Origin of the sequence: Pseudooceanicola sp., from assembly GCF_041987405.1 — a bacterium.
GTDB lineage: Bacteria > Pseudomonadota > Alphaproteobacteria > Rhodobacterales > Rhodobacteraceae > Pseudooceanicola.
In genome coordinates this window covers 147,211-167,656 of record NZ_JBHIWR010000004.1, presented here as the reverse complement: position 1 = coordinate 167,656, position 20,446 = coordinate 147,211, and the positions used below count along the sequence as shown (strand labels likewise).

At 63.9% G+C, this 20,446-nt stretch carries 23 protein-coding genes; 10 read left to right on the top strand and 13 right to left on the bottom strand.

From position 1 onward, the window contains the following. Positions 1–18: 18 nt before the first annotated feature. Positions 19–507 (bottom strand): molybdopterin-dependent oxidoreductase, encoded by a 489-nt coding sequence (locus ACFC2Y_RS11910; RefSeq protein WP_375172852.1) that lies wholly within the window; start codon positions 505–507, stop codon positions 19–21. A 143-nt stretch (positions 508–650) separates the two neighbouring features. On the opposite strand from ACFC2Y_RS11910, the gene ACFC2Y_RS11905 reads away from it, so the two are divergent. The 4 genes from ACFC2Y_RS11905 (at position 651) to ACFC2Y_RS11890 (ending at position 5,896) form a co-directional block, all read left to right on the top strand. Beyond that, positions 651–1,241 carry a response regulator transcription factor gene (locus ACFC2Y_RS11905; RefSeq protein ID WP_375172853.1) on the top strand — a complete coding sequence of 197 codons (591 nt, stop codon included), beginning with the start codon at positions 651–653 and terminating at the stop codon, positions 1,239–1,241. 103 nt (positions 1,242–1,344) lie between these two features. After that, positions 1,345–4,293, top strand: coding sequence for a methyl-accepting chemotaxis protein (locus tag ACFC2Y_RS11900; protein WP_375172854.1), 2,949 nt, complete (start codon positions 1,345–1,347; stop codon positions 4,291–4,293). Then, positions 4,293–5,396: a chemotaxis response regulator protein-glutamate methylesterase gene (locus tag ACFC2Y_RS11895; protein WP_375172855.1), complete on the top strand. Its 1,104-nt coding sequence runs from the start codon at positions 4,293–4,295 to the stop codon at positions 5,394–5,396. Before ACFC2Y_RS11900 ends, ACFC2Y_RS11895 begins: the two co-directional genes overlap by 1 nt. Then, entirely contained in the window at positions 5,393–5,896 is a 504-nt protein-coding gene (locus ACFC2Y_RS11890) for a chemotaxis protein CheD (protein ID WP_375172856.1), read from the top strand. The genes ACFC2Y_RS11895 and ACFC2Y_RS11890 overlap by 4 nt, the downstream gene beginning before the upstream one ends. Before the next feature lie 103 nt (positions 5,897–5,999). Here the strand turns inward: ACFC2Y_RS11890 and ACFC2Y_RS11885 are convergent, their stop codons facing one another. The 10 genes from ACFC2Y_RS11885 to ACFC2Y_RS11840 all read right to left on the bottom strand — a co-directional run bounded on the left by ACFC2Y_RS11885 (position 6,000) and on the right by ACFC2Y_RS11840 (position 13,492). Next, on the bottom strand, positions 6,000–6,317 hold the full coding sequence (locus ACFC2Y_RS11885) for a hypothetical protein (RefSeq protein WP_375172857.1): 318 nt from the start codon (positions 6,315–6,317) through the stop codon (positions 6,000–6,002). 59 nt (positions 6,318–6,376) lie between these two features. Further along, positions 6,377–6,763 carry a response regulator gene (locus ACFC2Y_RS11880; RefSeq protein ID WP_375172858.1) on the bottom strand — a complete coding sequence of 129 codons (387 nt, stop codon included), beginning with the start codon at positions 6,761–6,763 and terminating at the stop codon, positions 6,377–6,379. A gap of 1 nt (position 6,764) precedes the next feature. Continuing rightward, positions 6,765–7,643, bottom strand: a complete 879-nt coding sequence (locus tag ACFC2Y_RS11875; protein WP_375172859.1) for a CheR family methyltransferase — start codon at positions 7,641–7,643, stop codon at positions 6,765–6,767. Then, a complete protein-coding gene (locus tag ACFC2Y_RS11870; protein ID WP_375172860.1) occupies positions 7,640–8,098 on the bottom strand; it encodes a chemotaxis protein CheW in 459 nt (152 codons plus the stop codon). The genes ACFC2Y_RS11875 and ACFC2Y_RS11870 overlap by 4 nt, the downstream gene beginning before the upstream one ends. Next, positions 8,091–10,319 (bottom strand): chemotaxis protein CheA, encoded by a 2,229-nt coding sequence (locus tag ACFC2Y_RS11865; RefSeq protein WP_375172861.1) that lies wholly within the window; start codon positions 10,317–10,319, stop codon positions 8,091–8,093. Before ACFC2Y_RS11865 ends, ACFC2Y_RS11870 begins: the two co-directional genes overlap by 8 nt. An 11-nt stretch (positions 10,320–10,330) precedes the next feature. After that, complete coding sequence (locus ACFC2Y_RS11860; RefSeq protein ID WP_375172862.1) at positions 10,331–10,696, bottom strand: response regulator; 366 nt, start codon at positions 10,694–10,696, stop codon at positions 10,331–10,333. Beyond that, complete coding sequence (locus tag ACFC2Y_RS11855; RefSeq protein WP_375172863.1) at positions 10,693–10,968, bottom strand: STAS domain-containing protein; 276 nt, start codon at positions 10,966–10,968, stop codon at positions 10,693–10,695. Before ACFC2Y_RS11855 ends, ACFC2Y_RS11860 begins: the two co-directional genes overlap by 4 nt. Positions 10,969–11,164: 196 nt before the next feature. After that, the gene (locus tag ACFC2Y_RS11850) at positions 11,165–12,142 is read right to left on the bottom strand and encodes a methyltetrahydrofolate cobalamin methyltransferase (RefSeq protein ID WP_375172864.1); all 978 of its coding nucleotides are present in this window, start codon (positions 12,140–12,142) and stop codon (positions 11,165–11,167) included. Between the two features lie 94 nt (positions 12,143–12,236). Further along, positions 12,237–13,163, bottom strand: a complete 927-nt coding sequence (locus ACFC2Y_RS11845; protein ID WP_375172865.1) for a methylenetetrahydrofolate reductase — start codon at positions 13,161–13,163, stop codon at positions 12,237–12,239. Positions 13,164–13,189: 26 nt separating this feature from the next. Further along, the gene (locus ACFC2Y_RS11840; RefSeq protein WP_375172866.1) at positions 13,190–13,492 is read right to left on the bottom strand and encodes a virulence factor; all 303 of its coding nucleotides are present in this window, start codon (positions 13,490–13,492) and stop codon (positions 13,190–13,192) included. A gap of 319 nt (positions 13,493–13,811) precedes the next feature. Here ACFC2Y_RS11840 and ACFC2Y_RS11835 point away from each other — a divergent pair, with 319 nt between their 5' ends. The 3 genes from ACFC2Y_RS11835 (at position 13,812) to ACFC2Y_RS11825 (ending at position 16,570) form a co-directional block, all read left to right on the top strand. Beyond that, positions 13,812–14,924 carry a Ppx/GppA phosphatase family protein gene (locus ACFC2Y_RS11835; RefSeq protein WP_375172867.1) on the top strand — a complete coding sequence of 371 codons (1,113 nt, stop codon included), beginning with the start codon at positions 13,812–13,814 and terminating at the stop codon, positions 14,922–14,924. Positions 14,925–15,126: 202 nt separating this feature from the next. After that, on the top strand, positions 15,127–15,771 hold the full coding sequence (locus tag ACFC2Y_RS11830; RefSeq protein ID WP_375172868.1) for a VPLPA-CTERM sorting domain-containing protein: 645 nt from the start codon (positions 15,127–15,129) through the stop codon (positions 15,769–15,771). Between the two features lie 82 nt (positions 15,772–15,853). Further along, positions 15,854–16,570: an RlmE family RNA methyltransferase gene (locus ACFC2Y_RS11825; protein ID WP_375172869.1), complete on the top strand. Its 717-nt coding sequence runs from the start codon at positions 15,854–15,856 to the stop codon at positions 16,568–16,570. A gap of 6 nt (positions 16,571–16,576) precedes the next feature. On the opposite strand, the gene ACFC2Y_RS11820 is transcribed toward ACFC2Y_RS11825, so the two are convergent. Continuing rightward, positions 16,577–16,795: a hypothetical protein gene (locus ACFC2Y_RS11820; protein WP_375172870.1), complete on the bottom strand. Its 219-nt coding sequence runs from the start codon at positions 16,793–16,795 to the stop codon at positions 16,577–16,579. Between the two features lie 494 nt (positions 16,796–17,289). On the opposite strand from ACFC2Y_RS11820, the gene ACFC2Y_RS11815 reads away from it, so the two are divergent. After that, complete coding sequence (locus ACFC2Y_RS11815; RefSeq protein ID WP_375172871.1) at positions 17,290–18,090, top strand: Crp/Fnr family transcriptional regulator; 801 nt, start codon at positions 17,290–17,292, stop codon at positions 18,088–18,090. 20 nt (positions 18,091–18,110) lie between these two features. Here ACFC2Y_RS11815 and ACFC2Y_RS11810 read toward each other — a convergent pair whose 3' ends face one another. After that, positions 18,111–18,377, bottom strand: a complete 267-nt coding sequence (locus ACFC2Y_RS11810) for a hypothetical protein (protein ID WP_375186441.1) — start codon at positions 18,375–18,377, stop codon at positions 18,111–18,113. Positions 18,378–18,468: 91 nt separating this feature from the next. On the opposite strand from ACFC2Y_RS11810, the gene prfA reads away from it, so the two are divergent. Further along, the gene (gene prfA / locus ACFC2Y_RS11805) at positions 18,469–19,518 is read left to right on the top strand and encodes a peptide chain release factor 1 (protein WP_375172873.1); all 1,050 of its coding nucleotides are present in this window, start codon (positions 18,469–18,471) and stop codon (positions 19,516–19,518) included. Continuing rightward, positions 19,515–20,336: a peptide chain release factor N(5)-glutamine methyltransferase gene (gene prmC / locus ACFC2Y_RS11800; RefSeq protein ID WP_375172874.1), complete on the top strand. Its 822-nt coding sequence runs from the start codon at positions 19,515–19,517 to the stop codon at positions 20,334–20,336. Before prfA ends, prmC begins: the two co-directional genes overlap by 4 nt. The last annotated feature ends 110 nt before the right edge of the window (positions 20,337–20,446 follow it).

The following is a 20,446-nucleotide window of genomic DNA, read 5'->3' as shown; positions in this document are numbered from 1 at the left end:
GGCACGGTCCGGGCAGTCTTACTCGTCGAACACGATCCGGTCGAGTTGCCAGATCGAATTGGCATAGATGATTTCGGTGCGGAACCTGGCGTCGGCGTCATAGGGATAGACCAGCCAGACCGGTCCCTTGTCGCGCAGGGTCATCGGGGCGCCGTTGCGTTCATAGGCCAGAAGGGCGCCGTCGGGGGTGAAATCTTCTACATCTATGCGGATCTGATAGTCGTTCGCGGCGACCAGGGTGATCTGCCCGCTGTGGATGTCGAGCCGGTTCAGAAGTTCCGTCATCCGCACGCCGGTGAACGCTTGTTCGCCCTCGGTCCAGATGGTTTCGGTGACAAAGCTGTCGGCGGGCAGGGCGCGCAGAGCCGTGGCATCGAGGGCATGTTCGGCCCCATGGGCGCGGATGGTCAGCACCGTCGGCCCCTCGCCCTGCGGGAGGCGATCCAGCGCCCAGGTTGCCAATGGGGCAAGGCATATGGCAAGGGCGAGGGGCAGGCGTGCGAACATGAAGAGGCTCCGTCTTGGGCGGGAATGGCCGGATAAGGATACGGGCACATCCTTGCTTCCTCGTAAACGGTTCCGCAAGTTTTCCGGACTTACTCTGTCCATTCGTATAGGTTGTGAGTCGGATCGCGTTAAGGGGGAGGACAATGGGGACCATCCTGCTCGCCGATGATCATGAGCTGGTAAGAGATACGATTGCCGCCTATCTCATGCAGAACGGCCGCCATAACGTGCGCGCTGTCGCCAACCTGGCGGAGGCAGAAATTGCATTGGAATCTGGTGCTTACGACCTGGTGCTGCTGGACTACAGGATGCCGGGGATGGAGGCGCTGGACGGGCTGCGAAGGCTGGCCGAACGCCATCCCGACCTGCCGATTGCCCTGATCTCCGGCGCCGCAGGCGGAGAGGTCGCCCGGCAGGCGGTCGATCTGGGCGCGGCCGGTTTCCTGCCCAAGACCCTGACGGCGGAGGACATGATCCATGCGGTGGATGTCCTGATGGCCGGGGCGGTCTACCTGCCCGACGGCGCACTGTCCGACGCGACCCATGGGCTCACCCCGCGGGAGGTCGAGGTGGTGCGCGGCATCGCGGGGGGCAAATCCAACAAGGAAATCGCCCGCGATCTCGGGGTGCAGGAGGTCACGATCAAGCTGCACGTCAAGACGCTGTCGCGAAAACTGGGCGCCCGGAACCGCACCCACGCGGCGATGCGGGCCCGCGATCTGGGCCTCGTGTGAAAAAGGCCGCGCGACCGCTCTCCGATTAAGCGTATCTTCACGCACAATTCGCATAAGAGCCCCCGAACCGGCGCGGAATGCGTCGATGCCCGGGGGTCCGTTCATGCCGTTTCCACGTATCGGCCTTGCTGCCAAGCTCGTCCTGTCTCTGGTGGTTCTCAGCTGCCTGGCGCTCGGCATCATGGGGGTGCTGACCCATCATGAAGCGCGCGAAAGCCTGATCGAGGATGGGCGCGACGCCTTGAGCACCGTGGTCGAGACCCGGGTGGCGGAACTGTCGGAATGGGCCGGACGGGTGGCCTCGGACCTGACATTCCAAAGCGGCTCTCCGCTCGTCCAGTCCGCGCTGCGCAGTTATGGACGCGGCATCGAGGATATGGACCTGACCGGGCCGGGGGCGCCCGACCTCTCCGCGACCTATCAGCGTGCCGATAACAAATATCGCAGCTATTTCGAGGATTTCGCGCTGCGCGGCGGGTTTGCCGATGTACTCGTCTTCGGGCCACAGGGGCAATTGATTTTCGCCACGGCGCGGCGGGATATGATCGGGGAGCATGTGGCCGACATCGCCCCGTCTTTGGCCGACCTGCAGTCGGATCTGGCTGCGAGCCAGGCGAAAGAGCCACGGATGTCGGACATCCTGCAAACGGATTCGCGGCACGGGGCCTTTGCCGCCGTGCCGATTCCCGGGCGTCGGGGGGACATTCAGGGCTATCTCGCCGTGGAAATCGCCGCCACCCGACTGGAGCATTACCTGACCCGGACGGGCGACCCCAACGGACCGATTTCCAGCTATCTTCTTGGCGCGGACGGTCGGCCGCGCATCTTCCTCGATAGCGTTCCGTCCGGCTGGTCGATCGCTCCGGAGGATCCGCGTGCGGGTGCTGTGCTGGGCGAACGGGGGGTCTTTCTGGACGACGGGGAGGCGGCGAAACTGGTCGCCTTCGCGCCCCTGCGGATCATGGGGCGAAGCTGGGGCGTCATCACCGAACAGGATCACGACGATCTGGTTGCGGTGGCGCATCAGCTTGGCCACTCGACCCTGATCCGTGGCCTCTGGGTGACCGGCGGCGCGGCACTGGCGGCCTATCTCATCGCCCTTGGTATGATCCGGCGGATCGGCGAACTGACGGGCGCCCTGGGCCGCCTGCGAAAGGGGCAGTTGTCGGACGCCGTTCCACTGACCGCGCGGCGGGATGAGTTGGGCCACACGGCCCGGGCCATAGACGCCTTGCGCCATACGCTGCTGCAGGCCCGCGTTGTCGAGGAAGAGAACCGCCGGAAAAGCGCCGCTCTGGGCACGACATCGGCCGCGCTGATGATGACGGATACGGATTTCAACATCCATTATGTCAACGCATCGGTCGTGAAGCTCATGTCCCGCCGTTCCGCCGATTTTGCCACCGTGGATCCGGAGTTCGACGCCCATAATCTGGTCGGCCTCAACATGGATCGCTTCCACCGAGTGCCCGAACGGGTCCGGGCCTTGATGTCTGATCCGAAAAACCTGCCGTTCCATACAGATATCACTGTCGGGGAGGCCGCGGTTCAGCTGCATGTCGATGCCATCACGGACGACGAGGGCGCGGTGATCGGCATGGTCTTGGAGTGGATCGACGTGACGGATACGCGTCGGGAGCAGGCCACGCTCTCCGCGATCGAGACAAGCATGCTCAAGGCCGAATTTTCCGGCGAGGGCGTGCTGGAGCGTTCGAACGACAATTTCGCCGCCTGTTTTCCCGGGCGGACGACCGGCGATGCAACCCTGATCGACGGGATCCTCGACCTGGCTACGCAGGAGGGCGGTCGAACCATCGTTGAGGAGGTCACCAGAGGCGGGATGCGGACCGGGCGATTCCTCGCGCGAGCCCCGGGCGGCGCAGTCTATCTGGACGGTGGTTTCTATCCGATCCGCGATCTGCGCGGTCGGCCGTCGGGGGTGGTCTTCATCGCCAGTGATGTGACCGAAGCCCACCAGGCGATGGAAGAGGCGGACCGTGTCCGCCTTGCCATGGCGGAGGAACAGAAACAGGTGGTCGAGGCGTTGCGCGTCGGGTTGAATGCCATCGCCTCGGGCGACCTTTCGGTGCGCCTGCGGACGCCCTTTGCTGCGGATCACGATCAACTGAGGTTGGATTTCAACCAGTCGACGGAGCATCTGTCACGCGCCCTGCAATCGGTGTCGATGGAAACCGGCGCGATGCAGCAGGAGACCGATGAAATCGTCAACGCCTCGGATGATCTGGCAAAGCGCACTGAAAAACAGGCCATGACGCTGCAGGAAACGGCGAGCAGCCTGGATGAGCTGACCCAGAATGTCGCCGCCACCGCGCAGGGGGCCGCCCGGGCCAACCGGCTGGTGGAGGAGGCGCGGCAGGGCGCGGAGTCCTCCGGCGCCGTTGTCGTCTCCGCCGAACATGCCATGTCGGAGATCGCCGCCTCTTCCAGCGAAGTGGTCAAGGTCATCTCGGTGATCGACGACATCGCGTTTCAGACCAATCTGCTGGCGTTGAACGCGGGGGTGGAAGCCGCCCGCGCGGGCGAGGCCGGACGTGGGTTCGCCGTGGTCGCGACCGAGGTGCGCGCCCTGGCACAACGATGCAGCGATGCGGCCGCTGAAATCGGGGGGCTGATTTCGCGCTCCGGTCAGCATGTCTCGCAGGGTGTGGACCTGGTTGGACAGACCGGGGCAGCCCTGACAGGGATCGTCGCGTCAATTCAGGAGGTTGCGGATTTCATTGGCGAAATCGCCCGTGCCGGTGATGAGCAGAGCCGCGCGCTGACCCAGATCAATGGCGCGGTGAACCAGATCGATCACGCCACACAGCAAAGCGCTGCCATGTTCGAGCAAACCTCGGCCGCCGCCCACGGACTGGCGCAACGGGCGCAGAGCCTGGCGGGGGCCATTGGCCAGTTCTCCTTTGATGACAGTGCGATGCGGGACACCTTAGAGGGCTATTCTGGCGGACCATCCATCCTTCCCACAGCGGCCGTGGCCAATGGCGCGCTTGAGCAGGGGGCAACACCTCAGGACGGCTGGAGGGCGTCCTGATGGTGACTCGCAAAATGCCGTCCCCCTGTCGCGTTCTGATCGTCGATGACTCCCCCGCCATCGTCAACATTCTGCGCATCGGCCTGTCGGCCCATCCCGCGATCGAAGTGGTGGGGACAGCGGCCGACGCCTATGACGCCCGCGAGAAGATCAAGGCCCTCGATCCGCATGTGATCACCCTGGACGTGGAGATGCCCCGCATGAACGGGCTGGATTTCCTGGAACGGATCATGCGGCTCAGGCCGATGCCGGTGGTGATGTTCTCCAGCGTCACCCCGGAAGGCAGCGAGGCCGCGGTGCGCGCACTGGCCCTTGGTGCGGTGGATGTGATGGTCAAACCGCTCGCCGGGTTTGATCCGGCCTTCCTGTCTGACATGGCGGACCGGGTGGTGACGGCCGCGCGCAGCCGACGCCGTGTGGCCCCGGGCTTCGACGGTTTGCGGCCGCAGGAGGCGGAAACAACCGCCGGTGTCATCAAACGCTGGAACGGTCGAATTCTGCTGATCGGCGCCTCTACCGGCGGGGTCGCCGCGATCGAGGCGGTGTTGCGAGGCCTGCCTGTCAATTGTCCGCCGACCGTCATCTCGCAGCATATGCCGGAAAGTTTTCTGAAAAGCTTCGTCGCCCGGCTGGATCAGCGCAACGTGCAACGCGTCCGGGTCGCCGAGGAGGGCGCGCGGTTGGAACAGGGCCTGGTCTATCTCGCGCCCGGAGGGGACATCCATACCGGGGTCGACCGACACGTCGGTCACTTCGTCTGTACCGAAATACGGGGCCCAAAAACGAACGGCCACTACCCGTCCGTGGATGAGCTGTTTCGTTCGGCCCTCGGGTTTGCGGAAAGCGTGATTGGCGTGATCCTCACGGGCCTCGGCCGGGATGGCGCGGCAGGGCTGGCCGAGTTGCACGAGCGCGGAGCCAGGACTATCGGACAGGACCGCGACAGCAGCGTCGTCTACGGCATGCCCAGGGCGGCCCATGACCTCGGCGCGCTGGATCGGCAATGTCCCCTCGACGAAATCCCGGCCGAGATCTGCCGCATGGCGGATCGGGTTTCGTCCGGTGGCGTGGGATCAGGTCAGGCAAAGGCAGGCAAAATATGACGGTCAGCATTTCACAGGGCGAATTTGCTGTTTCTTCCGCGCCGGGGGAGGTCATTTCGACGATCCTCGGCTCCTGTGTGGCGGCCTGTCTGTGGGACGACACAGCCGGGATCGGCGGCATGAACCATATCCTCGTGGCGCAGAAAACCGTGGGGGGTGTGGCCTGCGACTTCGCCGGTGTGAATGCTATGGAATTGCTGATCAACGCGCTGGTCCGGAAGGGGGCGGTGCGCGGCAACCTCAAGGCCAAGGTTTTTGGCGGCGCGCGCATGGTCGAGGGCCTGTCTGATATCGGCCGGGCGAACGGCGCCTTCGCCCTGGATTTTCTGGAACAGGAGGGCATTCCCTGCCTGGGGCATTCACTCGGCGGCACCTCTGCACGGCACATTCGGTTCTATCCCGCCGAGGGACGCGTGATGCAAAAGACCGTCACTGGCGCACGGGTGGAAGAGCCCAAAGCGCCGGCGCAACCGGATCGCAATGGCGTGGAGCTGTTTTGATGCAGGAGTGCGCGGGACGTGACCGATCGGACGGGGCCAAGCGCGTCTCTAGGAGGAATGAGGACGAGGGCTTCGCGTGAATTGCTGCGGTGCAGTTGGTGTGTCACAGCCAGATGTCGTGAACCTGTTGAGGACCGACATGGACCTCATGCAGGCTGCCGAGGCTTTCGCGCATGTCCACGATCTCTTGTAGAGTATCCAGATGGATCTCATGACCCTCGGTCCAGCGCAGATCCTCGCCCACGTGGGTGAGGATGGCGCCGATATCCTTCAGCGACTGGCGCAGGTAATCCACGCGCTGAATCGTTCTGAAGGCCTCAGTCGAGAGCTTGTCCGACGCGCTGAGGGTATCCGAAAGGGACGCCTCCAGGTCTCGCGTCAGTTCATGGAGCATCGAGACCTGTTCACCGAGGACCGCCATGAGGACATCTGCCGGTATTTCGGGGCCTCGAAGGTCCGTTGACGGTTCCGTGGTCGATGTCACAGGCGCCCCACAACCGCTTCGATGCAGGCCTGGAGGTCCTTCGGCTCAAAAGGTTTCTTCAGAAAGTTATTCATGCCGAGTTGTCGGCCTTGGTCGATGATGGTTTTGTCGGCCTTGCCGGTGATCAGGATAAAACCGACGCCCTTGGTCTTGGCCCCCGTGCGCAACCGGTGCAGTAATTGCAGCCCATCCATACCCGGCATGTTGTAGTCGGAAATGACCAGGTGGACAGGCTGACTTTCCAGTGTTTTCAGGGCAGTGGCGCCGTCTGCCGTGCTGGCGACGTTGCGCACGCCGAAGGCGTCCAGTGCTTGGGTGATCAGGCCCCGGCTGGTCGACATGTCATCGACCACCATGATGCGTATCTGGTCACGCAACGCCATATCAGGCCTCCTTTCTGGAAACGGATGCCGCCTCTGCCGCGGGGCGGGTGCGATAGGCTGTCATGCCGACGGAGTGGAACCGCAATGCGCTGGCATCCGAGACCCGTTCCGAATGACCGAGAAAGAACCAGCCTTCCGGGATGAGAGCCTGTTCGAACCGCGGCCAAAGCGCGTTCTGGGTGTCTGCATCGAAATAGATCACCACGTTGCGGCAGAAGATGACGTCCAGCCGCGTTCGCATCGGCCAGTCGTGCAGCAGGTTGAGTTCCCGAAACCGGATCATGCGTTTGAGCGCCGGTGTGACGGCATGGCCTTCGCGGTCGGGGTTAAGGTATTTTTTGCGCATCTCTGGAGGAATGCCGGCTATCTGTTGGTCCGAGTAAATGCCGGCCTCCGCCTTGGCGAGGATGTTGGGATCAATGTCGGTCGCCAGGATCAGCGTGTTCAGGGCGGCCAGTTCCGGGGCATGTTCCTGGATCGACATGGCGATGGAGTAGGGTTCCTGGCCGCTGGAACAGCCAGCCGACCAGATGCGGACCGGTTGGCCGCTGCGGGCCTTGGCCAGGAGGCTGGGCAGGGTTTGCGTGCGGAAGATCTCGAAATGGTGGTTCTCGCGGAAGAAGTGGGAGACGTTCGTCGTCAGGGCCGAAATCATGTGCCGCCGCTCTTCGATGCCGGTCTGCCCCGCGACGAATTTCGCGTAGTCGTCGTAGGATGTGAGCCCAAGCGCCGACATGCGGTGGCGCAGGCGGGACTGGACCATGGTTTGCTTGCTCTTCGGCAGGACGAGGCCCGCCTCCTCCTTGGCCAGAGCGGAGATCCGGGCAAAGGCGGTGTCGGACAATCCCGAACCTGCGCTGGCGTTCGGAGCGTGGGTCATGCGGCCTCATCCGATGTATCGGGGACGACGGCGGAGAGGTCGAGAACGCGGATCATGCGATCCTCGATGACCGTCAGGGCGCGGACCACCGCCATCTGGGGATCGGAGGAGAGGTCCGGCGGTGGCTGAAGATCGTCTTCGGTCATGGCAACGATGTCCGACACCGCATCGACGAGCAGCCCGGTGAGAGTGTTGTTGATCACGACGACGATGATGACATTGCGGTCGGTGGTTTCGCGGGATGGCAGATTCAGTCGGCGGGCAAGGTCCATGACCGGCAGCACTGTGCCGCGCAGGTTGATCACGCCGCGCATGTAGTCCGGCGCGTGGGGCATGGGGGTCGTGCGGGTCCAGCCGCGGATTTCGCGCACCGACATGATGTCGAGTGAATATTCCTGTTCCGCGACGCGGAAGGTGAGGAGTTCGAGACTGCTGTTGGCGGCAGGGTCATTCATTTGCGACCTTCCTTTCCGGGTAAGAGATGTCGGCATGGCGCGTGGGCCCGGAGGCCGCGATGACGTCTGCGGGATCGAGGATCAGGGCGATGCGGCCGTCGCCAAGAATCGTGGCTGCGGCGATACCTGGCGCGCGATAAAAACTGTCGTCGAGGCCCTTGATCACCACTTGCCGCTGGTCCTGGATGCCGTCGATGATCAGGGCGGCGCGGGTGCCATCCTCGAGCGAGATGAGCAGGACGATCACGTCCTCCAGCGACTCGCGGGGGCCGCGATAGCCGAGCATGACACCGAGGTCGTAGAGGGGCACGAAACCGCCCCGGACGCGGATGACATGCGCGCCCGGGCGCAGCATCTGGACGTCTTCCGGACCGAGGGAAAGGGTTTCGACCACGACATTGAGGGGTAGGACAAGGGTTTCGCCAGCGACATGCACGACCATGCCGTCGAGGACGGCGAGGGTGAGCGGCAGGCTGATGGAGAAGGTGGTGCCCTTGCCCTTTTCCGAAGTGATGGCGATGCGCCCGCCGAGTTGCTGGATCGAGGTGCGCACGACATCCATTCCGACACCGCGACCGGAGAGGTCGGAGACCTCGTCGGCGGTGGAGAAACCCGGCAGAAACAAGAGGTTGTCGATTTCGCTGTCACTGAGCGTTGCGTCGGCAGGGATCAAGCCCTTGGACTTGGCGATGCCCAGGACGCGGGGGCGGTTGATGCCGCCGCCGTCATCGGCGACCTCTATGATCACGCGGCCGGAGCGATGCGCGGCGGAGAGGCGGACCTGTCCGATCGTGCTTTTGCCTGCGGTGCTTCGCTCTTCGGTTGTTTCCAGACCATGATCCACGGCATTGCGGATCATATGGGTCAAGGGATCGGCGAGGCGTTCTATCACGGTCTTGTCGACCTCGGTCGCTTCGCCGTCGGTGACGAAGCGCACCTCCTTCTGCACGGCGGCGGAGGCCTCTCGGACGATGCGGGACATGCGCTGGAAGAGGGATTTGACCGGTTGGGCCCGGATCATCATGACGCTGTCCTGGATGTCGCGGGTGAGGCGCTGAAATTCTTCCAGCCCGTTCATCGCGTCGGAATGGGGGGACAATCCGGCCTGGTCGAGGCTCTGGGCCAGCATGGCCTGGTTGATCACCAGTTCGCCGACGAGGTTAACCAGCCGCTCGATCCGTTCGAGATCAACGCGGACGACGGATTTCTGGCCTGGGGCAGCTGCGGGTTTGCCGGGTTGCGGCCTTGCGGGATCGCTTGGGGCCAGTGGCGTGATTTCCGCGGACGGACGGGCGGTCGGCTCTGCGTCTGGCGTGGGGCCAGGGGTGGAAGGTGCCGAAACGCTGGATGTGGCAGGTGGTGCGATCTGAGTAAGTGACGGCTCGGCGGTTGGTTCGGCCGCGTGGCCGGATTCTTCGGTTTGATCGTCTGGCTCAACGGCCGCATCAGGAGGCGACTCTGTCAGGGCAGACGTGATCTCCAGCTCGCAGAGACCATCGACGAATTCGAAGACATCGCGGATTTCAGCTTCTGAGACCTTCCCCTGGAGGGTGATTGTCCAATAGATATAGGGCGTTTCCGGGGCAAGTTGATCCAACGGCGGCAGGGCGTCGTGATGGCAGGTGACGGTCGCCTCGCCCAGGGCGCAGAGGTTGCGGAGAAGGATCTGAGGTTCGTTGCCGGTGGCAAAGAGATCCTGTCCGGGCTTGAAGAGGATGCGAAATTCCGGCTCCGGCGTCGGCTCCTCCTCCGTGGGCAGGTCGAGGGATATGGCCACGCCGAGAGGTTGGAAATCCTCGGCCGCAATTTCCTCCTCCTCTTCCTCGTCGCCGATCAGGCTGTTGAGGGCGGCAATCAATTCGTCACTGGCTGTGTCGCCAATCTCCTCTGCGTCGCGGGACATGCGGACGAGATCGGAGAGGTGGTCGGCGGCCTGAAAAAAGATCTTCTGGGCTTCGTGATCGGCGGTGAGTTTGCCGGAGCGGACCTCGTCCAGGACGGTTTCGTAACGGTGCGCGAAACGGACCAGGCGTTCCAGGCCGAAGGCCCCGGCGCCGCCCTTGATGGAATGGACCGCGCGGAAGACGATGTTGATGGTTTCGGGATCATCGGCGCCGTCTTCGAGTTGCTGCAGGCCGTCCTGCAGCGCCTCGAGCAATTCGTCGCATTCGATAAAGAAGGAGGCCCGGATTTCGGCCATCGGGTCGTTCGACTCAGTCATTCCCGCGCCTCCTATCCGGTGACCATGGTGAGGGCCTTGACCAGTTTTTCCGGGTCGAAGGGTTTGACGATCCAGCCGGTGGCCCCGGCGTTGCGGGCGCGTTGCTTGAGTTCCGGCGCGCTTTCCGTGGTGAGAACGAGGATCGGGGTGGCGCGGTGATCTTCCTGCCCGCGCACGGCATCTATGAAGCCGAAGCCGTCCATCCGGGGCATGTTGATGTCGGTGATGATCGCGTCGGGGGAGAGGCCATCCAGCACCTCGACCCCGTGTACGCCGTCTTCGGCCAGGTGGACCTCGAACCCGGCGGGGGCGAGGCACATGCGGATCATGTCGCGCATGGTGCGGCTGTCGTCGACGGCGAGGACTGTCACGGTCATGACCGCACCTCCGTCAGGCTTTCGGGCGTGAAACCAAGGTGTTGGAGTTGTTCCACAACACGGTCGGGCATGTTCGTGATGGTGAGGCGGTGCCCGGCGGCGGCGAGGCTGATCGCGGCGGAGCCGATGACCTGGGTGCACAGGGCGCCGATCTGCGTGACCTGAGCGGCGTCGAGGGTCAGATCCCCGTCGAGATGTTTCAAGAGTTCCGTCGTCAACGGCCCTGCGGCGGGCAGGTCGAGTTTCGGTGGAAGGCAGACTGTTTCAGGCATGGGGTCGGCCTTTTTGCATGCGGGGCAAGGATGTCACGCTCGGACTCCCTTCTGTCGAGGTTCCGGCATGGTGATAGGCGCATGCAAGTTAAGGCGGCGTTACGCGGGCGTACTAAATCCGTCGAAAATCTGCGCGACGAAACGCAAACACCCCCGCCCGGGGGCAGGGGTGTCAGATCGTGTCGGTGATGAGCGCTCAGCGGCGGCGGCGGCGTCCGCCCCGGCCGGAGCCTGCTTCGGCGGCGGCTTTGGAGGCCTCGGCGAAGGTGGCGCCCTCGTTCACCGCGTCGATCACGCGGGAGAAGCCGATCCACTGTCCGCCGTTCGGATCGTGGTTCATCAGCATGTTGGCGGCCTTGATTGCCTCCATCTCGACCTGGCGGACGGGGTTCATGATGGCGGAGGTCATGCCCGCGCCGATAGCCATGGGCAGGAAAGCGGCGTTGATGCCGTGGCGGTGCGGCAGGCCGAAGGACACGTTGGAGGCGCCGCAGGTGGTGTTCACGCCCAGCTCGTCGCGCAGGCGGCGGACGAGGGAGAAGACCTGCTGGCCGGCGGTCGCCATGGCGCCGATCGGCATGACCAGCGGGTCAACGACGATGTCATGGGCCGGGATGCCGAAGTCGGCAGCGCGTTCGACGATTTTTTTCGCGACGGCAAAGCGGACGTCGGGGTCTTCGGAGATGCCGGTGTCGTCGTTGGAGATCGCGACGACGGGCACGTTGTACTTCTTGACCAGCGGCAAGACGATTTCCAGACGCTCTTCCTCGCCGGTGACGGAATTGAGGAGGGGGCGGCCCTCGGCGGCCTCAAGCCCTGCCTCCAGCGCGCCGGGGACGGAGCTGTCGATGCAGAGCGGGACGTCCACAAGGGATTGAACACGCTTGACTAGTTCCGGCATCAGCATCGGCTCGACAAAGTTGTTGTCGGCGTAGCGCGGGTCCTGGGCCATCTTGTTGGTGAAGACGGCGCCAGAGTTGATGTCCAGCACCATCGCGCCACAGGCTACCTGTTCGATGGCATCTTTTTCGACGGTGGAGAAGTCGTCCATTTCCAGCTCGGCGGCCAGTTTCTTGCGGCCGGTCGGGTTGATCCGTTCGCCGATAACACAGAAGGGTTCATCAAATCCTATGACAACGGTCTTGGATTTGCTTTCGAGAACGGTGCGGGTCATGGGCGTCTTTCTGATCTGGTTTTGGGACGTCGGTATTACGTCGGTATTACGTCGGTGCGACGTCGGTAAGCTGGCGGTCGGGTGATTTTGCGACTCAGGCAGAGGCTGCGGCGGGTCGTCCCGCGTCACCGGTGTTGTCGGTGACCCATTTGGCCGCGGTCTTGATGCCGCCGAGCGGGAAGATATGCGCCTGTTCGATCAGGCTGTCGGGGTTTTCCAGCTTGTGCTGGGCGAGGTCGGCCAGCAATTCGGTCGGCTCGTAGGGCAGAACCAGCTTGGTCACGTCCATGGCGCGTTTTTGCAGAACCTTGAGCGAGGGGCCGACGCCGCATGCGATGGCGAACTTGATCAGGGTCTGCAATTTGGCTGGGCCCGCGACGCCGATGTGGATCGGCAGGTCGATGCCTTCGGACTTCAGGCGGTTGGCCCAGGCGATGATCGGCTGTGCCTCAAACGCGAACTGGGTGGCCATGGCCATCTTGGCATCCGTCCGCCCGGCAAAGGCCTGTTTCCAGCGCAGCGCCTCCAGCACCATGGCGTCGCCGCCGTTCGGGTCGATGTCGCGGTTGCCCTCGGGGTGGCCGGCGACATGCAGGCGTTTGAAGCCCGCGCGGTCGAAGAGGCCGGTTTCCAGCAACTGCATGGAGGAGTGGAAGTCGCCCACGGGCTCGGAGACGCCACCGGCGAGGATGAGGCCCTGGGTGATGCCGGCCTCGCCCTGATAGCGGTTGATCCAGTCTTCCAGCGTCGCGGCATCGCGAATGATGCGCGCGGGGAAGTGGGGCATGACGTCAAAGCCCTCGGCGGAGAGACGCGCGGCGGTGGCGACCATATCCTCGATCGGTGTGCCGTCGATATGGGCGATGTAGACGCGGGTGCCCTGGGGCAGGAGGGCGCGGAAATCCTCGACCTTTTCTGCGGTGCGGGGCATGACCTCGATGGAATAGCCTTTCAGGAAGGCGTCGAGGCGGTCATCGGCCGGCGTCGGTTCGCTGCGGCGGGCGAAGTTCAGAATTGCCATCAGGCGCTCCCTCCAGTTCGGGCGTATCATGCCCATCCATCATTTGCGATCAGGGCCTTGATGCGCTCCTGATCATATTCAGCGTCGATACGCGCCACTTCGCGCGCAGCGATGTCGGAGGGATCGCCCTCCTGAGGCGGCAGGGGTAGTTTGCGCCATTCCGCAAGATAGGCATCGGTGTCCGATGCGCCCACCTTCATCGCCGCCCGGTCGATGGCCTGCTCGAAGCGTTCGGGCAGGACCCTCTTGGCGGCTTTGCGGCCTTTGCCGACGATCACCTGAGCGGGGATATCCCGCCAGCAGACAAGGGTGATTTCCGGTGCGGGCATTGGCGTTCCTCTGTCGTCCTGATGCCGTTCATACGAGAGCGTCGCAGGGCAGGCGGGGTCGTTTTCGACATCCTGTACCCCGCACGCGACGCGGCGTAGGTTCCGCGCCCCTGTGGCAGGGTCCCCCTGGGTCATGGGGGCGGCATCATTGGGCGAATCGAGATAATTACCGGGTTCCGGCGGGTTGCTTGAAGCGCGGGGTAGGGGCGAGATAAATATCTGCAGGGGTGCATATGTTGTGTCAGCCCCCCCGGTGCCATCTTGCGCGAACATCCGCCGTGCCATAGGTTGAGAACAACACGTAATGGAGGGCGCGACGATGGCGCCCAGGCGTCCCAAAGGTGCGGGCGCTTTCCCGAAACCGGTCGAGAGCCCCGTACCCTCTACACCGGATCCAGCCGAACTCTATGCGGCGCTGGATCTGGGCACAAATTCGTGCCGCATGCTGATTGCCCAGCCGAAGGGCAGCCAGTTTCATGTGGTCGACAGTTTTTCGAAATCGGTGCAGCTGGGCGCCGGGCTGGAGAGGTCCGGGCAGTTGTCCCGTTCCTCCATGGGGCGGACGATCCAGGCGCTGCGGGTCTGTCAGCAGAAGCTGAAGCGCCACGAGGTCCGGCATATGCGGCTGGTGGCGACGGAGGCCTGTCGTCGGGCCGGAAACGCGCGGGCCTTCATCACGCAGGTCGAACGGGAAACCGGCCTGACGCTGGAGATCATCGAGCCGGAGGAGGAAGCCCGGCTGGCGGTGATTTCCTGTGCGCCGCTGGTCTCGACCAAGACGGATCAATTGCTGGTCGTGGATATCGGCGGCGGCTCGACCGAACTGGTGTGGATCGACCTGACGGCCGTGCCACGCCGGGAGCGCCCGCATTCGATCATGCGGCTGCATTCCGGGTTTCATCCCCCCGAAAGCCCGTTTCCGGCAGCGAAGGTCGTTGACTGGATCTCTGTCCCGCTTGGCGTGGCGACGCTGCGCGACCAGTTCCGGGATGTGCGGGACGATACGGCGCGGTTCGCGCTGATGTCCTGGTTCTTCGAGGAGAACCTGGCGGAGTTCGCGCCCTATCGCGACGAACAGGTGCGGGAGGGGTTCCAGATCATCGGCACCTCCGGCACGGTCACGACGGTGGCGGCCTCGCACTTGGGGCTGAAGCGCTACGACCGGACCAAGGTGGACGGGCTGCGCATGACCTCCGACCAGATCGACACGGTGATCCGCGATTACCTGGCGCTTGGCCCCGAAGGGCGACGACGCGACCCGCGGATCGGGCAGGACCGGCAGGCGCTGATCATGTCGGGCTCGGCCATCCTTCAGGCGCTGCTGCGGTGCTGGCCGACGGATCGGCTGTCGGTGGCGGACCGGGGGCTAAGGGAAGGGTTGCTCTATGCCCAGATGTCGGCGCATGGGGTTCTGGAGGACGGTGTGTATTAACACTTGTGGCCACGACCTATGCGATTGTGCCCGAACAGGAACAGATGGGCCGCGAGTTTGGGCGACTGTTTCCTGATGTTTGGTAACTTACCGGAATCTTGCCGATTTTAGACAATAATGTGGCGGGCCAGGCGAATCTGCGCTAGCTACAGGCACAACCCCAAGGGGTTCACTGTTTTCCAATCTGTTCGAGGCGCAACATATGAAAGCACTACGTTTTATCGTTCCGGTTCTTGCGGCTCTGATTTTCAGCGGCGAGAAGGCGGATGCCCTGTCCGTTTCTCCCAACCTGACGATTCTGGGCGCGGAATGTGCGACCGATGTCAGCAATTCCATCCCGGGTCTTGGCGCGATTTCGCTGAACTGCGGCACCACGGCGTCGCGTCAGCTGGCGGGCAATATCAACTCGGGCTCCGGGTTCTATTCGCTCGGTCTTGCGTCGGATTCGACCTTTACCACCGGCGGCGTGATCGCGTTCGAAATCACGAAACCCTTCGCGGGCATCGTCAATGTCACCGAGGTGACCAATCCTTCCAACCACCACGAGGCGGCGGATGTCTTTGTGTCCAACACGCTGAACTGGGGTGACAGGATCTACATGGGCACCTTCGACAACGGTCGGGCCTACAAGGAGCCCGCGACCAGCGTCGTCGATATCGACGCGGGGCCGTGGAAGTATCTGTTCATCGCGGATTCGACCCGCCGGGTCTACGGCACGGACACTGCGTCGACCGACGGGTTCGACATCGCCTCGCTGGAGCTTATCTCGGCGGTTCCTCTGCCGGCCGGTGCGGTTCTGCTGCTGAGCGGGCTGGGCGCGCTGGCGCTGCGGCGTCGCAAGGGCTGAGCCACAGCCACACAGTATCGGGAACGGGCGGGTCCTTGCCGGGGCGCGCCCGTTTCGCTATGCGGACGTAGGAGAGCTGCGCATGGCAAAGAAACCCACTGGAAAGAACACATCTGGCCGGGGCCAGCGCGATCTGACGGTCAAGGTCAAGACGGCGCGCGGGCGCAAGCTGTCCTCCACCCGATGGTTGCAGCGCCAGCTGAATGACCCCTATGTGCAGCGCGCCCAGGCCGAAGGCTATCGTGGCCGCGCGGCGTTCAAGATCATGGAGATCGACGACAAGTACCGGTTCCTCGTGCCGGGGGCGCGGGTGGTCGATCTGGGCTGTGCGCCGGGCGGGTGGTTGCAGGTGGCTGTGCCGCGGATCAATGCGCTTGGCGAAAAATCGGGCAAGGCCGTGGGACGGATCATCGGGGTGGACCTACAGGAGGTCGATCCGTTGCCGGGGGCCGAAGTGCATCAGCTCGACTTCATGGAAGACGGTGCCGACGAGAAGGTGAAGGGCTGGCTGGGCGGTGAGGCCGATGTGGTCATGTCCGACATGGCGGCGGCGTCGTCGGGCCACAAGCAGACCGATCACCTGCGCATCATCTCGCTGTGCGAAACGGCGGCCTATTTCGCGTTTGACGTGCTGGCGCCCGGGGGCACCTTTGTCGCCAAGGTTCTGGCCGGCGGGGCGGAGGGCGAGTTGCAGAAACTGCTGAAACAGAAGTTCGAGAAGGTCGCGAATTTCAAGCCGCCCTCGTCGCGCAAGGACAGTTCGGAAAAATTCGTCGTGGCCACGGGGTTCCGCGGCTAGACCGGGTCAGCGGCGGGAGGCCAGGAGCGATTCCACGGCGCGGCGCTGCAGGTCCGACAGATCGGCGGCCGGGTCCGGCAGGGATTGGGGATGCGTCGGGCGCGGCGGCTCCGCCTCGCGGTCCGAGGTCAGCAGATTGGCCGAAATCTCGCCCGAACGGAGCAGATCGAAAAGCCGACGGTGGCGATCCGCGGCCTCTTCCTGCGCGCGTTTGATGTGTTGCATGGTCAGGACCTTCGTGACTGGGCGTATCCCAGTGCGTAGAGGGCAGCTATGGCAAAATTGCCGTCCTTTTGGGGCACCAAAATGACTTTATCGCAGTGTGTAGGACAGGTTTGTTTCGAAACCTGAAACGACTGTGCCACGGGCCGGAGCGCCGCGCCAAGCTCAAATTCAGTTATACCAATTTCATTTTTGTCCAAATTTACCCGTCTTTGCACTTATTGACACGGCCCCGGACGTTGGCGTGCCCCCGGGACAGCACTAACGTTTTGAAAAAGGGCCCGGGTCAGCCTCAAGCCGCCGGGCATCGTGATTTTGGTGCGAGTTAGGTCAATGAATTCCGTGGATTACATAGGTCATACATTTGCCAGTAGAAATGTGACGCTTGACGTTACGGAAGGCCGCGGGCCGTGCGACCGCCTGCCATGTCGGGGTGTCGGGGGCCGGTCCCCCGAGAGTATCGGAGCTTTGACGGGGAGGCACCGCAGAGCGTAACGATGCATCACAGACAAGGCATGAAGGGGCGAAACGGCGTTGACGCCGACGGGGCGGCTGCCGAACTCAGCAGTTTCGCGAATCGACTGAACCATCTGATCCATCTGACCGAGGATGAGTTGGGGTATCTGCACCACATGGAGGCCCGGGAACGGCCGGTCCAGCGGGGCGAGATCCTGGTTCATGAGGGGGCGCCGGTTGATGAGCTCTATGTGGTGAAGGATGGCTGGGCGATTGCGACCGCAGGGCCGCTTAAGGAGCGCAGCCAGACCCTGCGCATTTTCCTGCCAGGTGACGTGATCGGCCTGCCGGGCCTGGGCGTGCGTGTCGCGCCGCATCAGGCGCGGATGGTGACCGATGGCGTGCTTTGCCCCTTTCCCAAATCGCATATGACCGAGGTGTTTCGCGAGGCCCCGCGCCTGGCCGCGCTTTTCATGGCGATTGCCGGGCTGGATCAGGTCACCGTGCGCGACCGGCTGGCGATGATGGGGGCCGGGGATGCGCGCCAGCGTATGGCGCATTTCCTGCTGGATATTCATGAACGTCTGCTGATCGCCAACCCGACCCTCGGGAAACGGTTCCGTCTGCCGTTGCGCCAGGTCGATATCGCCGAGGTGCTGGGCCTGACCAAGGTCTATGTAAACCGGTTGCTGCGGGCCTTTTCCGACGAGGGGCTGATCGAGATCGAGCGGCCCTATATCCGCATCCTGCGCCGCGACGCGATGATCGACATGTCGGATTACGTGAACCGGTATGCGCAGTTGGACATCGGCTGGTTTCCGACGCCGATGGACCGGCCCTAGCGGCCCGTGGCTCCTGGCGCTTAACCGGGCAGGGCCTCGGGCGCGATGCTCATCTGCGGGGCGGCGTCGGAGTTGAGGCACCCCTCGCTCAATTCACGCCACATCGGCACATTCAGCGACATCTGGCATTGCGCGGTGAACATGCGGCCGTTGACCTGCAGGCAGATGACCTCGCCCATTTCCTTGCGCGCGCCGGAGCTGTCGGTGCAATAGCAGTCGACCGTCTTGCCGCCGATCGTGGCATCGGCCAGCGCCGGGCCTGTGAGGAGCCCGGTGATCAAAGCCATGTGCAGGCCGGAGAGGAGGCGCGGTGTCATAGGCCCAGAATAGCATGGGGGTCGGCCTTGACCAAGTCTGGCGAATAGGGAATGGAAGGCCATGATTTCGCTCGACCGCCTGTCCCAGATCACGCAACGATTTGAATACCTCGAGGCCCGGATGGCCGAGGGGAGCGGGGATTTTGCCGCCCTGTCGCGCGAGTATTCGGAACTGCGCCCGGTGGTGGGCGCCATCACCGCCTGGCAGGAGGCGCGGCAGGCATTGGACGAGGCCGAAGCGCTGGCCGCCGACCCCGAGATGCGGGAGCTGGCGCGGGAGGAGATTGCGCGTCTGTCGGGCGATCTGCCGGAGCTGGAGCATGCGGTGCAATTGGCCCTGCTGCCGCGCGATGCCGCCGATGCCCGACCCGCCATGATCGAGATCCGGCCGGGGACCGGGGGCGACGAGGCCGCGCTGTTCGCCGGGGATCTGCTGCGCATGTACCAGCGCTATGCGGAGGCGCGGGGCTGGCGGTTCCAGATCGTCGAGATGACCGAGACGGAGCTGGGCGGGATCAAGGAGGTCGTGGGCAATATTCAGGGCGAGAACGTCTTTGCCCGGTTGAAATACGAAAGCGGCGTGCATCGGGTGCAACGGGTGCCGGAGACCGAAAGCGGCGGGCGCATTCATACCTCCGCCGCCACGGTGGCTGTCTTGCCGGAGGCGGAGGATGTGGATATCCACATTGATCCCAATGACTTGCGGATCGACACGATGCGGTCCTCAGGCGCCGGGGGCCAGCATGTGAACACGACGGATTCCGCCGTGCGGATCACCCATGTGCCAAGCGGGATCGTCGTGACCTCGTCGGAGAAGTCGCAGCATCAGAACCGCGCGATCGCGATGCAGGTGTTGCGGAACCGGCTGTTCGACATGGAGCGTCAGAGGGCGGCGGAGGAACGTGCCGCGGATCGCAAAGCGCAGGTCGGCTCCGGTGACCGGAGCGAGCGGATCCGGACCTATAATTTCCCCCAGGGGCGGGTCACCGATCACCGGATCAACCTGACGCTCTACCGGCTGGATCAGGTGATGCAGGGCGATCTGGACGAGGTGATCGACGCGCTGGTCGCCGATCATCAGGCGGCGCTCCTGGCGGAGATGGAGGGGTGATCCAGCAGCGTGTTGCGCGGACCCTGGCCGAGGCCGGGATCCCGGATGCGGCGCGGGATGCGCGGCGACTATACGACTGGGCCTATGCTTTGGGGGCCGAGGCGCCGGAGCCGCAGGATCGCGACCACCCCAATGAGATGACGTTGCATTTTCTGGAGATCGGGGTGGCGCAGCGGCTGAAACGGCAGCCGGTCAGCCAGATCGTAGGCAAACGGGCGTTCTGGCGGCATGAATTCGATGTCACACCGGATGTTCTGGACCCGAGGCCGGATACGGAAACGCTGGTGGATCAGGCGCTTGGCGGACGCTTCTCACGCGTTCTGGATCTGGGGACCGGCACGGGGTGTATCGTGATTTCCCTCCTGGCCGAACGCGCCACGGCGCGCGGCGTTGCGGTGGATCTGTCGGAGGCGGCTCTGACGGTGGCGCGGAGGAATGCCCGTCGGATCGGGGTCTCGGATCGGCTGGAGCTGACCCGGTCGGACTGGTTTTCCGCCGTGGAGGGGAGCTTTGACCTGATCGTGTCGAACCCGCCTTATATCGCCGCCGAGGAGATGCCTGACCTCGCGCCCGAGGTGCGGGACTGGGAGCCGCGTCTGGCGCTGACGGATGAGGGCGACGGGCTGACCGCCTATCGGATCATTGCGCGGGAGGCCGCCGGGTATCTCAACCCGGAAGGGCTTGTGATGGTCGAGATCGGACCGAGCCAGGGGGCGGCTGTCAGCGGGTTGTTCCGCGCCGCAGGCTATACGCAGGTAGAGGTGATCCCGGACCTCGACGGGCGCGATCGGGTGGTCCTGGCGCGCGATTTGGGGTGAGGATCGCGGGGGACAGGTGCGCGACTTGACCGAATCTTGTGGTATTTTCGCTTGTAATCGAGGTTACGACGTGTTTATTCGGGATACAGTCAAGGCCGGGACGCCGTGTT

What these genes read in the sequence shown, in the direction of transcription:
- ACFC2Y_RS11910 (WP_375172852.1), bottom strand. Translation starts at nt 507, where the DNA reads ATGTTCGCACGCCTGCCCCTCGCCCTTGCCATATGCCTTGCCCCATTG.
- ACFC2Y_RS11905 (WP_375172853.1), top strand. Translation starts at nt 651, where the DNA reads ATGGGGACCATCCTGCTCGCCGATGATCATGAGCTGGTAAGAGATACG.
- ACFC2Y_RS11900 (WP_375172854.1), top strand. Translation starts at nt 1,345, where the DNA reads ATGCCGTTTCCACGTATCGGCCTTGCTGCCAAGCTCGTCCTGTCTCTG.
- ACFC2Y_RS11895 (WP_375172855.1), top strand. Translation starts at nt 4,293, where the DNA reads ATGGTGACTCGCAAAATGCCGTCCCCCTGTCGCGTTCTGATCGTCGAT.
- ACFC2Y_RS11890 (WP_375172856.1), top strand. Translation starts at nt 5,393, where the DNA reads ATGACGGTCAGCATTTCACAGGGCGAATTTGCTGTTTCTTCCGCGCCG.
- ACFC2Y_RS11885 (WP_375172857.1), bottom strand. Translation starts at nt 6,317, where the DNA reads ATGGCGGTCCTCGGTGAACAGGTCTCGATGCTCCATGAACTGACGCGA.
- ACFC2Y_RS11880 (WP_375172858.1), bottom strand. Translation starts at nt 6,763, where the DNA reads ATGGCGTTGCGTGACCAGATACGCATCATGGTGGTCGATGACATGTCG.
- ACFC2Y_RS11875 (WP_375172859.1), bottom strand. Translation starts at nt 7,643, where the DNA reads ATGACCCACGCTCCGAACGCCAGCGCAGGTTCGGGATTGTCCGACACC.
- ACFC2Y_RS11870 (WP_375172860.1), bottom strand. Translation starts at nt 8,098, where the DNA reads ATGAATGACCCTGCCGCCAACAGCAGTCTCGAACTCCTCACCTTCCGC.
- ACFC2Y_RS11865 (WP_375172861.1), bottom strand. Translation starts at nt 10,319, where the DNA reads ATGACTGAGTCGAACGACCCGATGGCCGAAATCCGGGCCTCCTTCTTT.
- ACFC2Y_RS11860 (WP_375172862.1), bottom strand. Translation starts at nt 10,696, where the DNA reads ATGACCGTGACAGTCCTCGCCGTCGACGACAGCCGCACCATGCGCGAC.
- ACFC2Y_RS11855 (WP_375172863.1), bottom strand. Translation starts at nt 10,968, where the DNA reads ATGCCTGAAACAGTCTGCCTTCCACCGAAACTCGACCTGCCCGCCGCA.
- ACFC2Y_RS11850 (WP_375172864.1), bottom strand. Translation starts at nt 12,142, where the DNA reads ATGACCCGCACCGTTCTCGAAAGCAAATCCAAGACCGTTGTCATAGGA.
- ACFC2Y_RS11845 (WP_375172865.1), bottom strand. Translation starts at nt 13,163, where the DNA reads ATGGCAATTCTGAACTTCGCCCGCCGCAGCGAACCGACGCCGGCCGAT.
- ACFC2Y_RS11840 (WP_375172866.1), bottom strand. Translation starts at nt 13,492, where the DNA reads ATGCCCGCACCGGAAATCACCCTTGTCTGCTGGCGGGATATCCCCGCT.
- ACFC2Y_RS11835 (WP_375172867.1), top strand. Translation starts at nt 13,812, where the DNA reads ATGGCGCCCAGGCGTCCCAAAGGTGCGGGCGCTTTCCCGAAACCGGTC.
- ACFC2Y_RS11830 (WP_375172868.1), top strand. Translation starts at nt 15,127, where the DNA reads ATGAAAGCACTACGTTTTATCGTTCCGGTTCTTGCGGCTCTGATTTTC.
- ACFC2Y_RS11825 (WP_375172869.1), top strand. Translation starts at nt 15,854, where the DNA reads ATGGCAAAGAAACCCACTGGAAAGAACACATCTGGCCGGGGCCAGCGC.
- ACFC2Y_RS11820 (WP_375172870.1), bottom strand. Translation starts at nt 16,795, where the DNA reads ATGCAACACATCAAACGCGCGCAGGAAGAGGCCGCGGATCGCCACCGT.
- ACFC2Y_RS11815 (WP_375172871.1), top strand. Translation starts at nt 17,290, where the DNA reads ATGCATCACAGACAAGGCATGAAGGGGCGAAACGGCGTTGACGCCGAC.
- ACFC2Y_RS11810 (WP_375186441.1), bottom strand. Translation starts at nt 18,377, where the DNA reads ATGGCTTTGATCACCGGGCTCCTCACAGGCCCGGCGCTGGCCGATGCC.
- prfA (WP_375172873.1), top strand. Translation starts at nt 18,469, where the DNA reads ATGATTTCGCTCGACCGCCTGTCCCAGATCACGCAACGATTTGAATAC.